This window comes from Tepidibacter hydrothermalis, from assembly GCF_029542625.1.
Lineage (GTDB): Bacteria > Bacillota > Clostridia > Peptostreptococcales > Peptostreptococcaceae > Tepidibacter_A > Tepidibacter_A hydrothermalis.
The window spans coordinates 2743097-2756830 of sequence record NZ_CP120733.1 but is presented as its reverse complement, the minus strand read 5'-3'; the positions used below and the strand labels follow the sequence as shown (position 1 = coordinate 2756830).

Here is a 13734-nt window from a genome sequence, read left to right as displayed (position 1 = left end):
AAAAGTGGTGCTGAGTTGGGAAAATATAGATCAGTTAGAAGATTTCAAAATAACATATTTGTTATATCAAGAAGGCAAGAATATAGAACAGATAAGCAAAATAAGAAATATGAAAATTGATGATGTAAATAGAGATATAATAAAGTATAAACAGTTTTTAAATCATATTAGGAACAATAATAAGACAATTATAGACATACTACTTGAAGAAGATAAAGATTCAAGGATTGATATTATAAACTCATTGAATGAAAATGAATTAAATAATGTAAAAAAATTGCTTTATAAAAGAATTTTGGTAGAAAAAAATGTAGAAGATTTCATGATACTTCTTTGGATATGTGGCGAATTAAAAGACTGCAGATTGTTGGATATCGTCCATACATACTCTAAGCATCCTCATGGAGGTGTAAGAAGAATGGCTTATTCTGCTATGGGTAAACTAGGGTCGGATAAAAGTATAGATTATTTGCATAAGGGTCTCATAGATGCAAAGCCACAGGTAAGACAATATGCAGCTAAATCTTTGTGTAAAATAGGAAATGAAGTTACTTTAAAAAAGTTAAAAAACTTGATAAATAATCCTAATGAAAAAGAATATGTTAAAAGAGCTTTCTTAGAAGCAATAGATATTCTTGAAAATATTAAAAATAAAAATTAACTATTATCTTCATAAGCATTATTCTAAAAACATATATTAATAATATAAACAAAAACCCAGAAAGATAAGATCATATGGTCTTACAATCTTAATTATAATTTATATAAATATAATATAAGGGGGAGTTTAAAATGCTTTTTAGAAATTGTGCAGGAGGAATAGTTTTTTATGGAAATAAAGTATTGTTATTAAAAAATGAAAAAAGTGAATGGGTATTACCAAAAGGTATAATTAAAGGGGATAATGTTCCAAATAAAGTTGCTGTAGATAAGGTTAAGGATGAATGTGGCATAGATACTAAAATATTATCAACTGCAGGTCAAACAAATTATGAATTCTATTCAATAAGCAGAAAAACTCCAGTATGTAATGAAATAGTATGGTATGTTATGGAATCAAATGATGCAAAGTGTAATATAAATAAAGAACTAGGGTTTGTGGATGGTGGATTTTATAAAATAAAAGATGCATTAGAATTGATAACTTATAGTCAAGATAAATCTATTGTTAATTTATCTTATAAAAAATACAAAAATTTAAAAAGAGAAATATAAGACTAGATAGAATTAAACCTTAAATTTTAGGTTAAACTATATATGACTAAAATTTAAGGAGGCATACAAGATGGAGAACTTAAATATGAGTGAATTAAAAGCAGTAGCATCTAGATGTAGTCAATACAGTCCTATGGGAGGAAATCAGTTTACATCATCTGCTGGACAAAATGAAGAAAGTTGTTCTAAGTGTGAGCACTATGAAAATAGCAAGTGTACACTAGATTTAATTGATCAAATTAAAAGCAATATGCAATAAAATATATACTAAAAAGCCTTATTTTTTAATAAGGCTTTTTTTCGTTTAAGGAAATTATATGATTTTTAAATTAAGGATAAGTGTCATTTTGGTTACGAATTTCAAAAAAAGTCTGCATTGAAAATCTTTAAAATAAATATTTTTAAAATTTTTTTATATCTAAATAAATTATATAATTTTGAATCTATTAATGATGTTTAGCAAATAAATAAATGTATAATGCTACTCGAATAATCAAACCCAGGTTACTGCATTGCAACAAGAACTAGTAAGTTGACATGAATTAATTTGAAAAATATTTTAATTGATTGAACTAATTAAAATATTATAATTATATATAAATATATGAAAAAAATAATTAGTATTAAATAAAAATAATACATATTAAAAAAAATTAAGTGTTGACGAAATTGTATTTAGGCAATATAATCAATTTCAAATAAAAAAAGCCATTATAAAAAAATATTTTAAAAGTTTAGAAGGGTAGTAGTAAATAATTTCTATTTTCAGAGAGTGGATGGTTGGTGTGAATCCATAATAAGAGTTATTGAATCCGACCTGGAACTGCATAGGGGTCAAAACCTATGCCGGTATTTCCGTTAAAGATTAAAGACTGTATATACAGTAAAACAAGGTGGTACCACGTGGATATATCCTCGTCCTTGACTAACGTCAAGGATGAGGATTTTTTTATATATAAAGTGAAATTTTTATACAAAAATACTGATTATAGGAGAGTTGAGAAATGAATATAGATAAAATTTTAATGACACCAGGACCTACAAACGTTCCTACAAGAGTTTTAAATAAAATGGCTGAAAATATGATTCATCATAGAACTGATGAGTTTGGAAATATATTTAAAGAATTTAATGAAAGACTTAAATATGTATTTAAGACAGATAATACGGTATTGACATTTCCATCATCAGGAACAGGTGGGTTGGAAGCTAGTATTGTAAATATGTTTTCTAGGAAAGACAAGGTATTGGTAGTGTCGATTGGAGTATTTGGAGATAGATTTGCAGAGATAGCAAGGATGTATGATATAGAAGTTGATAAGTTAGACGTGCCTTGGGGAAAAGGTGTTGAACTTAAGGAGATAGAATCTAGATTAACTGATGAGCATAAAGCACTTATAATTACGCATAATGAAACATCTACAGGAGCTAATAATGATATACAAAAGATAGGAAACTTTATGAAAAATAAAAAACAGCTTTACATAGTAGATGCGGTCAGTTCTTTAGGAGCAATCGAAGTAAGAATGGATGATTGGAATATAGATGTATTAGTAAGTGGATCTCAAAAAGCTTTGATGTCTCCACCTGGATTAAGTTTTATAGCAGTTAGTGAAAAAGGTTGGGAGTTCAATAAAAGATCTGATATACCTAAGTATTATTTTGATTTTAAAAAGGCTAAAGATCGTATGGATAACGAATTACCACAAACTCCATATACTCCTGCTGTATCACTTATAACTGGAACGAATGAGGCTCTAAAGATGATACAAGAAGAAGGTATTGATAATGTTTGCAAGAGACATGAAAGGTTGGCTTGCATGTTTAGAGAAGGTATAAAAGATATGGGATTAGAATTTTTTGTAGATGAAAAGTATCAATCTAATACTGTGACCTCTATAAAGATGGAAAATAAAGCCGTTGATATAAAAAGAATAATGGAGGAAGAATTTAATATAGTAATAGCAGCGGGTCAAGGAAAATTGAAAAATGAAATCATAAGAATAGGTCATCTAGGATGCGTTGATGAAGAAATGATAAATAGAACTTTGGGAGCATTAAAACAAGCTGTAAAAAAAATTTAGTTTAAAAAAATGTATATTGAATACTGAATACAAAATTGGAGGGAATTGTAATGAAAAATAAAGTTATAATTACAGAAATGATAGATCAAGAAGGAATAAAAATATTAAAAAAGACATTGGATGTAGATATAAAAGTTGGTATTTCTAGAGAGGAATTATTAAACATAATACATGATTATAATGCTATTATAGTTAGAAGTAATACCAATGTAGATGAGGAATTATTTGATAAAGCTAAGAATCTTAAAATAGTAGGAAGAGCTGGAAATGGAATAGATAATATAGATGTAGAAGCAGCTACAAAAAGAGGTATAATTGTAGCAAATACTCCTCAAAGTAATACAATGTCTGCTTGTGAACTTACTATAGGACTTTTACTTGCTCAATCAAGAAATATACCTCAAGCCAATGGTGATACTAAATTAGGAAATTGGGGAAGAAATTCTTTTAAAGGGGTAGAGGTTTATGGAAAAACTCTTGGAATAATAGGTCTTGGAAAGATAGGATCTTTAGTTGCAACTAGAATGAAGGCCTTTGGTATGAATATAATAGCTTATGATCCGTATATAACTGATGAAAGATTTGAAAAATTTAAAGCTACTAAAAAAGAGAGATTAAAGGAGTTAGTAGAAGAATCAGATTTTATTACTGTTCATACTCCTAAAACAGAAGAAACTATAAATATTATAGATAAAAATGAAATAAAGTGTATGAAAGATGGGGTTAGATTAGTAAATGCAGCTAGAGGTGGTATCATAAATGAGGATGCATTATTAAAAGGAATAAATGAGGGGAAAATTGCAAGTGCAGCTCTTGATGTTCATAAGGTAGAGCCTTGTATAAATAGTAAGCTATTTGATCATCCAAATATTATAGTTACTCCACATATCGGTGCTGGAACTATAGAGGCACAAGAAAATGTAGGAAAAACAATAGCTAATCAGATTATAAATGGTTTAAATGGAGATATTGTTTCTAATGCAGTCAATCTTCCAACTATTCATAGAGAAGAACTTAAGTTGATTAAGCCTTATATAGAACTTGCAGAAAAACTAGGGAAGATATACTATCAAATCCACAATGAACCAATTGAACTTGTAGATATTCAATATCATGGAAATATAGCTTCTCAGGATATTAAAATGGTGACGATAGCGTTTATAAAAGGTCTTTTAGAACCTGTAATGAAAGAAAATGTAAATTATATAAATGCGCATGTATGTGCTAAAAATAGAGATATAATTGTAAATGAAGGAAAGAAAAAAGATAACTATAAAAACTATGTAGATTCAATGTCTGTAAAAATAAAAAATAAAATAGGAGAATTTACTTTGCTTGGAAGTTTATCTGCAAAAAAAGAAGGGAAGCTTGTTGAAATAAATGGATATGAAGTTGATGTAAATCCTAGTAAACATATGCTGTTTATACAAAACTGGGATGTTCCAGGGGTAATAGGTGATATAGGAATGGTTCTTGGAAGAAATAATATAAATGTTGCAACTATGCAGGTTGGTAGAAATATAAAAGGAGAGAAAGCTTTGATGATACTGAATATAGATGAAGGCGTATCAAAAGAGTCTATTGAAGATATATCAACAGTTGAAAATGTATTATGGTCTAAAGGGATAAAATTATAGGGAGGTATTTTATGAGAATAGGATATGCGGCATCTGTTGGAGAAAAAAGCATACTTGATAGTATGGAATTTGCTAAAATTAATGGATTTAATGCAGTTGAGATAAATATGAATATGAAGTGTTTTTTTCCCGAGAATTATGATGAAAAAGATATAGAAAATATAAAAAAATACAAGAGAGAAAATGATATAGAGATTACTATGCATGCACCTGAGGATATATTTCTTTTAAATCTTCATGAAAAGGTTAGAAATGCAGGTATTGATAGATTGAAAGAGATAATAGAGTTTGGAAAAAATATAGATGCGAGTAGAATGACTATACACATAGGTCCGACACCTTATTTTACTTTGACAGATAAAAAGTATTATTTAGATGATATTTATCATGAAGAATATAAAAATATTTTGGAAAATTGTTTGTTAGATTTGAGTGATTGTTGTGAGAATAAGATTAAACTTTGCGTCGAAAATTCTGGAAGGTTTACTCAAAAATTATATCAAGATGTTTTAAATAATATTATGAACAAAAAAAATATATTTTTAACATGGGATATAGGTCATTCTTATTTTGAATTATACGATGAAATAAAATTTTTTAAAAAAAATATAGATAAAATTAAAACGGTTCATGTTCATGATGTAAATGATATAAGTGATCACCAAGTTGTAGGAAATGGAAAAATTGATTTTTCAAAGTATGTAGAGGATATAGGATGTAAAGATAAGGTATATATATTAGAGGTAAGACCTAGAGAAAAAGCTTTAGAATCATTAAAAAAATTCATACAAATTATGGGAAAATAAAATTTTATTATTGACTAAATTAAAAGTCTATTGTATTATTATGAAATAACAAGTGAACGAAAAAAAGATAGAGGTTGCATTGTTTAATAGTACTACTTTGGAGTTAAGCACTATGAAGGAGTAGGAAAGGAAATAATGCCGAAGCTTTACAACTGATGCTTTAAGGTTGTAGGGTTGGGGTTGCGTATAATATATGCAACACTGTCACAAATACTTATTTGTGGGGAGCTATCATTCAAATGGAAGTAGGCAATTAATCCTATTTGTAAGGTATTAATTTAAACATGCTTATTTAAACCTTGAGTGAAGACTCAAGGTTTTTTTGTTTTGATGGACTCTTCTCCTAAAAAATTTCGCTTGTATTAATAAATTTGAGGAGGAGTAAGAATGAGAAAAAGAGGATTTATTTTAATTTTAACTTTTATGTTATTTGCTTTATGTATGAATTTAGGTTTTGCAGAAGAGTTGGACCCAGCTCAAGTTAATGCCGATAAGTTTGGACTATTAACTTTATTGCCACCTTTAGTTGCTATAGTTTTGGCGTTTATAACTAAGAATGTTGTATTGTCTTTATTTTTAGGTGTGTTTTCAGGAACGTTTTTAATTAGTCTTAATGGTTCGAATTTTATAATGGCTTTATTTAATGGATTTTTATCTATAATAGACAATGTGTTATCGTCTTTAGCAGATCCGTGGAATGCAGGTATTATTCTACAGTGTTTAACTATAGGAGGTCTTATTGCACTTATAACTAAAATGGGTGGAGCTAAGGCAATAGCTGAAAGTCTTGCTAAAAGAGCGAAATCTCCTAAAAGTGCTCAGATATTTACTTGGATTTTAGGATTAATAGTATTCTTTGATGATTATGCAAATGCACTTATAGTAGGACCTATAATGAGACCTGTAACAGATAGAATGAAAATATCAAGAGAAAAATTATCATTTATAATAGATGCGACTGCAGCTCCAATAGCTGGTATTGCAATTATATCTACTTGGATTGGTTATGAGATAAGTTTAATAAAGGATGCTTATGCAAGTATAGGTCAACAGGTAAATGCTTATTCTGTATTTATATCTACTATTCCTTATAGATTTTACAATATATTAATTCTTATATTTATAGTTTGTACGGCTGTATTTTTAAGAGAGTTTGGACCAATGCTTAAGTGTGAGAGAAGAGCTAGAAATAATGGAAAAGTTTTATCGGATGAAATGGATTCTAAGTTTTTACAAGAGAGTAAGGAAAATCAACCTAAAGAGGGAATCAAGCTTAGTGTATGGAATGCTATAATTCCTATAGGTGTTTTAATATTTGCATCTTTACTTGGCTTTTACTACAATGGATACAATACTATAATGGGTGGAGAAGATGCTGCTTTGATAGAATTATTAAAGAATTCTCCTATGTCATTTACAGCAGTTAGGGAGACTTTTGGAGTAGCTGATGCTAGTATAGTATTATTCCAAGGAGCATTGTTTGCAAGTATAGTAGCGATTGTAATGGGGACTAGTCAAAAAATATTTAAGGTTTCAGAAGCTATTGAAACTTGGGTAAACGGAATGAACGCATTAGTTATAACAGGTGTTATATTATTACTTGCATGGTCTTTAAGTGGTGTTATAAAAGAGCTTGGAACTGCTAAGTTTTTAGTATCTGTATTATCTGGTGCTATACCGAAGTTCTTACTTCCATCTATAATATTTGCACTTGCAGCTATAATATCTTTTGCAACAGGTACATCTTATGGAACAATGGGTATACTTATGCCTCTTACTATACCTCTTGCACATGCTATATCACCAGAATCTTCATATATTATAATGAGTGCTGGAGCTGTTTTAACTGGAGCGACTTTCGGAGATCATTGTTCACCTATTTCAGATACAACTATAATGTCTTCAATGGGAGCAGGATGTAATCATATAGATCACGTTAATACTCAAATTGTATATGCACTAACAGTAGGATCTATATCGATATTATTTGGTTATTTACCAGCAGGATTGGGGGTACCTGTGTATGTAACTCTTCCAATAGCTATTTTAGCTATAATAGGAACTGTTTATTTTGTAGGAAAACCTGTAGAGGATGCGGAGGCTGTATCTTTAAAGGATGTAGCTGATTTATAAATATTAGTGGTTGAGCGAAAAAATGACGTTCATTGAAATACCGCTACTTAGTTAACAGTTTTATAAAACTAAAGATTGCGTCTTATTAAATATCTTAAAACTTCTTAAACTTCCTTTGGTCATACAAAGAAGTTTCTTAACAGATATTTAAACGACGCAACCTAAGTTTTATGGAAAAATGTTAACCTAAAAGTAGCTAACATTTCAATGAACGTCATTTTTAGTTTGTCTGTGCAAACTTAAAATAGATTTTAATAAAAGCAAAAAAATTAAAAATATAATCTATAAATGAAGTTGGCAAAAAAAGAGAGATATGTATTTAGAACTGTTAAAAAATAGGAAATTATAATCGTTTTTTATTATGTATATATATGTTATAATGTATAGGTTGTTAGATGAAATTGTAAGATATAGACAAAAAAGGAGAGAAAAAATATATATGGACGCATTTTGGAAAGCTACATGTGACTCGAAAAGTTTTAATCTTTATTCAAAGAGTCATATAACTACGTTGATAATAATAGGGGCTATTATCTTAGGTATGTTTTTAATGAGAGAGCATATACAAAAAAATAGAAGAAAAGTAGGACTTAGTATAGGAATTATGCTTATTGTTCAACAGATTCTTATGTATTCTTGGTATATAACTACTAATAATTTTACATGGCAAGAATCTCTACCTTTATATTTATGTAGGGTAACGACTATTTTATGTATTATAATGGTTTTGAGAGAAAGTTATGCTTTTTTTGAAGTTGCTTATTTTTGGGGAATGTCGGGAAGTGTTATTGCTTTGATAACTCCTGATCCTGGATTTGAATTTCCTCATGTTATGTTTGTGCAGTTTTTTATGGGCCATGGAGGAATGCTAATATCTGTATTGTTTATGATGTATTTTTACAAATTCGAACCGAAATTATCGTCTCTTAAAAAAACTATAAACTGGACAATGGTCTATTTTGTAGGAGTAGAGATGGTAAACTATGCTATAGGAGCCAATTATTCATATTTAAGAAGTAAACCACTCAGCAAAAGTCCACTTGACTACCTGCCACCTTATCCATATTATGTGCCTATACTTGCTATTATAGCAGTATGTGTATTTTCACTATGGTATATACCGTTTTATATAAGAGATAAGAAAAATGAAATGATAAAACAAGAAGAAGAAGTGACTAGCTACTAATATAAGTCTGTTGATTATTTAATCAACAGGCTTTTCCATATTTGATATTATACATTATAGGAAGTTATATAATTTTGAATTTATGGATAACATTAATTGAAGAACTACACTTGCAACTATTTTTAAGAAACGTAGAGAGCTAAGGAATCGTTGGCGACATGAGTCAGACCGTAGCTACTAGACGAATTTTGTGCTAGAATTTTATAATAAGAGTTTAATAATTAGGAGGATTTTTATGATAGAACAATACAAGACTGTACATGAATACGGTCAAGATGAAGTTATAATAGAAAAATCTAGATTCATAGGGTATTCAAAACCTATTGAAACTGAAGAAGAAGCGAGAGAATTTATAGACGAGATCAAAAAAAAACACAAGGATGCAACTCATAATGTATGGGCATATACAGTAGGAATGAATATGGATATTCAAAGATATAGTGATGATGGAGAGCCATCTGGAACAGCTGGAATACCAACTCTTGAAGTTATTAAAAAAGAGGATCTAAGAAATGTAGTGGTGGTTGTAACAAGATACTTTGGAGGAATTAAATTAGGAGCAGGTGGTCTTGTAAGAGCTTATACAAAAGGAGCTAAAATAGGTCTTAATGCATCTAAGGTAATAGACAAAGTTTTATACACTGATGTAAGATTTAAAATAGACTATACTCTTTTAGGAAAAGTTCAAAATGAACTTATAAATTTAGGATACATAATAAAAGAAATATTATATGAAGATATGGTTACAATCGTAGTATACTCAAGATCAGGTGAAGTAGATTCGCTAAAGAATAAAATAATAGATATAACAAGTTCAAATGTTGAAGTTGAAGAAAAGGAAGATTTTTATTTGTCTAAATATAACGATGAAGTGATTTTAGATTAAACTACTAAAAAAGAAGCCATTGTAAACAATGACTTCTTTTTTGATTGTAAAGTATATAGGTGTAAATTAAATTTTAATTTATAATGCCGTCGGTAACATGTTCGTCTTCCACAACTAAACTGTTCAACTTTTTATCTAATGACCAAAGAATAATACCGGCTACAATAGCAATAGCTGCGATTGTAAAGTATACAGATGTGAATTTGAATTTTAATGTGAATTCATATAACCATCCGTAAGACTTTCCTGCAAAGAAAACTGCAAGTACCCAAACGCTCATCATGCTTGTTAATAATTTAGGTGGAGCGAATTTAGTTATGAATGAGTTTCCAAGTGGTGAGAATACCATTTCGCCAAGAGATAATACTATACCAAAGGCAACAATCCAAGCAAGTGATGCAAGGTTTTCTCCTCTTGTAACATCTGCCATTGCAAAGATTACGTAAGATAAACCTAATAATATCATACCTAAAGCAGTTTTCTTAAACATACTTAAGTCACCTTTAGGTCTCTTAGCTAATTTACCCCATAATTTACCAAGAAGTGGTCCTAATGTGATACACATGAATGCATTTAATGAGTCGAACCAAGCTGTTGGAACTGTAAAATTACCTACCGTCCAGTTAGCAAGTCCATTGTCTCCGCCCCAGTAGTAGTATACAGGCATGTATGCTAAGTACCAAAGTACCCAGAAAATAACAGAAAATAAAGATACTAAAATGATAGCACCAACTCTTTTCTTTTCTATTGCTGTAAGAGGTTTATTTTCTTCTGCTTGTTTATTTTCTTTTACTTCTTTATGTTCATCAATTTTAAATGGTTTTTTACCTGTTTCACCTAAGAATCTCCATCCAAAGATAAACCAAGCAGCATCAAGAAACATCATGATTGCACAAACTAAGAAACAGAAAGAGTAACCTTTAGTTCCTACAAGTAAACCGATAATTGTTGTACCAAAGAAAGAACCAAAATTAACGAAAGAGTACTGAGTAGAGAATGCACCGTCTAATTGTCTTGGGTCATCGAAAAGTCTACCTGTGATAGCGTTTGCCTGACATTTAAATAAACCTGTACCGATAGAAACCAAGATAATCATTAAGTTAACCATAGCAGCACTCGAAGCCTGAGATCCTACTAAGTATCCTGATCCCATCAAAATCATTCCAATTGGAGCGAGGTATCGGGCACCTACTAGACGGTCAGATATATATCCACCGATTATTGGAGCAAGGTAAGTGAATGCAACTAAGTTTGCAGACATTTTTGCAGCTTCTGCAGCGGAAAGACCAAGTCCTCCTTTTGCTACACTAGCAACTACGAATACTGCGATCAACCATTTTGCTGAGTAGAATGCGAATCTTTCAAATGTGAAAGCAAGTGAGCATACATAAAACCCAAATGGTCTTTTGTTTGTGTTTTCCATTTTCTCATCCCTCCTATAAAAAAATTTCAAATATTATGTATGTATTTCAAAAACCATGTATGTTCATCTTGGCTAAGATGAGGTACAATGATTTTAAATACCATATGATGGCAATTGCTAATGTGTTAATATAGAATATTTTTATAGCATATATATATAATTATATATAATGTATTTTCTATATATACTATAATAACACAAAAAAGATACATTGATAATATAAAAAAGACATATTGTACAAAAAAATGAAAAAATTACAAAAATTTCAATGGTTATATTGACATTTACATACGAGCATATTATCATGAAAGTATTTAATAACTAAAATAGGGGGAATAACTATGGATATAAACAAATTGAACAAAGTATTAAAATCAATGGAAGAGAATGAGATGCCACAAATGATTATCTCTGATCCTACAGCTATTTTCTATTTAACAGGAAAATGGATTATTCCTGGAGAAAGATTGTTAGCATTGTACTTAAATGTTAACGGAAACCACAAAATTATTATTAATGAATTGTTTCCACAAGAAGAAGATCTTGGTGTAGAAATCGTATGGTATAACGATATTCAGGATGGAGTTGAAATCTTATCTAAATTTGTAGAAAAAGATAAAGTCATAGGTATAGATAAAGTATGGCCATCTAAATTCTTATTAAGATTACAAGAACTTGGGGGAGGAAGTAAATTTGTAAATGGTTCTTTAATTGTTGACTATGTAAGAATGATTAAAGATGAAGAAGAAATTGCTATTATGAGAGAATCTTCAAGATTAAATGACCTTGTAATGGATGAATTAATTCCATGGGTAGGAAAAGGTTTGTCTGAAAAAGAATTAAATGTTAAGGTTCGTGAAATTTATAAAAAACATGGTATTAACGAAGTATCTTTCGATCCAATCACAGCATATGCCAAGGGAGCAGCAGATCCACACCATGTAACAGATGATACAAAAGGAAAATATGGAGACTGTGTTATCCTTGATATCGGAGGATTTTACAAGAACTATGCATCTGATATGACAAGAACTGTATTTATCGGTGAAATTTCGGAAAGACAAAAAGAAATCTATGACATAGTTGTAGAAGCAAACTTAAGAGGTATAGCTGCTGCAAAACCTGGAAATAGAATGTGTGATGTAGACTTAGCAGCAAGAAATTACATTGAAGAAAAAGGATATGGAAAATACTTTACACATAGAACGGGACATTCTTGTGGTCTTGAAGATCATGAATTTGGTGATGTTTCTTCAGTAAATGAAGATATCATTAAACCAGGACAATGTTTCTCTGTTGAACCAGGAATTTATATCCCAGAAGAAGGAATCGGTGTTCGTATTGAAGACCTTGTTATTACAACTGAAGATGGATGCGAAGTATTAAATAAATATACAAAAGACGTAATTATTGTTCCTGAAGACAAATAGAGATAAGGAGATTGGTTATGAAGATTACTGAAGGCTATATGCCATATCTAGAATATAAAACTTACTATCGTATAGTGGGTGAATGCACAGGAAATAAGAAACCATTGGTTTTATTACATGGTGGACCGGGTTCTACACATAATTATTTCGAAGTACTTGATAAAGTTGCAGAAGATGGACGCGCGGTTATTATGTATGATCAATTGGGATGCGGATTATCAGCAACACCTTCTCGTCCTGATTTATGGTGTGCTAAGACTTGGATTGAAGAATTAATCGAGTTACGTAAACACTTAGGTTTGGATGAAATTCACTTGTTGGGACAATCATGGGGAGGAATGCAGGCAATTCAATACGCTTGTGAATATAAACCTGAAGGAATCAAGAGCTATATATTATCCAGTACTTTACCATCTGCTGCATTATGGGAAAAAGAACAGCGTCGAAGAATTGCATACCTTCCACAGGAAATGCAGGATGCCATTGAAAAAGCAGAAAAAGCTGGAGATTATTCGTCAAAAGAGTATCAGGAGGCAGAAGGAGAATTTATGCTTCGTCACTGTGCAGGTAAAGTAGGACCAAATGATCCAGAATGCTTAAGACGTCCAAAGGTTGCTGGAACAGAGTCTTATATAACTGCATGGGGTCAGAATGAGTTCAGCCCATCGGGTACATTAAAAAACTTTGATTTTATGAAAGAGATTGAAGATATTCAAGAACCTGCTTTAATCACTAGTGGTTTGCTTGATCTTTGTTCACCACTTGTTGCAAAAATAATGTATGACAAGATTCCAAATTCAGAATGGAAACTATTTGAATTCAGCCGCCATATGCCATTCGTAGAAGAGAATGATAAATATATAGAAGAGCTTATTAAATGGTTAAATAAAAACGACTAATCTATCATAGAACGATATGATTTTTACTTTAAGAC

At 30.2% G+C, this 13734-nt stretch carries 12 protein-coding genes, 1 riboswitch and 1 other annotated feature; of the genes, 11 read left to right on the top strand and 1 reads right to left on the bottom strand.

What is annotated here, in order from left to right:
- Positions 1-4 precede the first annotated feature (4 nt).
- The 9 genes from P4S50_RS13035 to P4S50_RS12995 all read left to right on the top strand — a co-directional run bounded on the left by P4S50_RS13035 (position 5) and on the right by P4S50_RS12995 (position 9947).
- Entirely contained in the window at positions 5-661 is a 657-nt protein-coding gene (locus P4S50_RS13035) for a HEAT repeat domain-containing protein (protein WP_277731232.1), read from the top strand.
- Positions 662-792: 131 nt separating this feature from the next.
- Positions 793-1215 carry an NUDIX hydrolase gene (locus P4S50_RS13030; protein ID WP_277731231.1) on the top strand — a complete coding sequence of 141 codons (423 nt, stop codon included), beginning with the start codon at positions 793-795 and terminating at the stop codon, positions 1213-1215.
- A 70-nt stretch (positions 1216-1285) separates the two neighbouring features.
- Entirely contained in the window at positions 1286-1474 is a 189-nt protein-coding gene (locus P4S50_RS13025) for a hypothetical protein (RefSeq protein WP_277731230.1), read from the top strand.
- Positions 1475-1941: 467 nt separating this feature from the next.
- Positions 1942-2141 (top strand) — a binding site (T-box leader).
- A gap of 78 nt (positions 2142-2219) precedes the next feature.
- Positions 2220-3299, top strand: a complete 1080-nt coding sequence (locus tag P4S50_RS13020) for a pyridoxal-phosphate-dependent aminotransferase family protein (RefSeq protein WP_277731229.1) — start codon at positions 2220-2222, stop codon at positions 3297-3299.
- 50 nt (positions 3300-3349) lie between these two features.
- Complete coding sequence (serA, locus tag P4S50_RS13015; protein ID WP_277731228.1) at positions 3350-4936, top strand: phosphoglycerate dehydrogenase; 1587 nt, start codon at positions 3350-3352, stop codon at positions 4934-4936.
- Positions 4937-4947: 11 nt separating this feature from the next.
- Positions 4948-5742: a sugar phosphate isomerase/epimerase family protein gene (locus tag P4S50_RS13010; protein WP_277731227.1), complete on the top strand. Its 795-nt coding sequence runs from the start codon at positions 4948-4950 to the stop codon at positions 5740-5742.
- Positions 5743-5802: 60 nt separating this feature from the next.
- Positions 5803-5981, top strand: a riboswitch (Lysine riboswitch).
- 148 nt (positions 5982-6129) lie between these two features.
- On the top strand, positions 6130-7875 hold the full coding sequence (locus P4S50_RS13005; protein WP_277731225.1) for a Na+/H+ antiporter NhaC family protein: 1746 nt from the start codon (positions 6130-6132) through the stop codon (positions 7873-7875).
- A gap of 439 nt (positions 7876-8314) precedes the next feature.
- Positions 8315-9061 carry a YwaF family protein gene (locus P4S50_RS13000; protein ID WP_277731224.1) on the top strand — a complete coding sequence of 249 codons (747 nt, stop codon included), beginning with the start codon at positions 8315-8317 and terminating at the stop codon, positions 9059-9061.
- A 238-nt stretch (positions 9062-9299) separates the two neighbouring features.
- A complete protein-coding gene (locus tag P4S50_RS12995) occupies positions 9300-9947 on the top strand; it encodes a YigZ family protein (RefSeq protein WP_277734738.1) in 648 nt (215 codons plus the stop codon).
- Between the two features lie 73 nt (positions 9948-10020).
- Here P4S50_RS12995 and P4S50_RS12990 read toward each other — a convergent pair whose 3' ends face one another.
- Positions 10021-11370: a peptide MFS transporter gene (locus P4S50_RS12990; protein ID WP_277731223.1), complete on the bottom strand. Its 1350-nt coding sequence runs from the start codon at positions 11368-11370 to the stop codon at positions 10021-10023.
- A gap of 341 nt (positions 11371-11711) precedes the next feature.
- Between P4S50_RS12990 and P4S50_RS12985 the strand changes: the two genes are divergently transcribed.
- Together P4S50_RS12985 and pepI are read left to right on the top strand one after the other, a co-directional pair.
- Entirely contained in the window at positions 11712-12800 is a 1089-nt protein-coding gene (locus P4S50_RS12985) for a M24 family metallopeptidase (protein ID WP_277731221.1), read from the top strand.
- A gap of 17 nt (positions 12801-12817) precedes the next feature.
- Complete coding sequence (gene pepI, locus P4S50_RS12980) at positions 12818-13699, top strand: proline iminopeptidase (protein WP_277731220.1); 882 nt, start codon at positions 12818-12820, stop codon at positions 13697-13699.
- The last annotated feature ends 35 nt before the right edge of the window (positions 13700-13734 follow it).

What these genes read in the sequence shown, in the direction of transcription:
- P4S50_RS13030 (WP_277731231.1), top strand. Translation starts at nt 793, where the DNA reads ATGCTTTTTAGAAATTGTGCAGGAGGAATAGTTTTTTATGGAAATAAA.
- P4S50_RS13025 (WP_277731230.1), top strand. Translation starts at nt 1,286, where the DNA reads ATGGAGAACTTAAATATGAGTGAATTAAAAGCAGTAGCATCTAGATGT.
- P4S50_RS13020 (WP_277731229.1), top strand. Translation starts at nt 2,220, where the DNA reads ATGAATATAGATAAAATTTTAATGACACCAGGACCTACAAACGTTCCT.
- serA (WP_277731228.1), top strand. Translation starts at nt 3,350, where the DNA reads ATGAAAAATAAAGTTATAATTACAGAAATGATAGATCAAGAAGGAATA.
- P4S50_RS13010 (WP_277731227.1), top strand. Translation starts at nt 4,948, where the DNA reads ATGAGAATAGGATATGCGGCATCTGTTGGAGAAAAAAGCATACTTGAT.
- P4S50_RS13005 (WP_277731225.1), top strand. Translation starts at nt 6,130, where the DNA reads ATGAGAAAAAGAGGATTTATTTTAATTTTAACTTTTATGTTATTTGCT.
- P4S50_RS13000 (WP_277731224.1), top strand. Translation starts at nt 8,315, where the DNA reads ATGGACGCATTTTGGAAAGCTACATGTGACTCGAAAAGTTTTAATCTT.
- P4S50_RS12990 (WP_277731223.1), bottom strand. Translation starts at nt 11,370, where the DNA reads ATGGAAAACACAAACAAAAGACCATTTGGGTTTTATGTATGCTCACTT.
- P4S50_RS12985 (WP_277731221.1), top strand. Translation starts at nt 11,712, where the DNA reads ATGGATATAAACAAATTGAACAAAGTATTAAAATCAATGGAAGAGAAT.
- pepI (WP_277731220.1), top strand. Translation starts at nt 12,818, where the DNA reads ATGAAGATTACTGAAGGCTATATGCCATATCTAGAATATAAAACTTAC.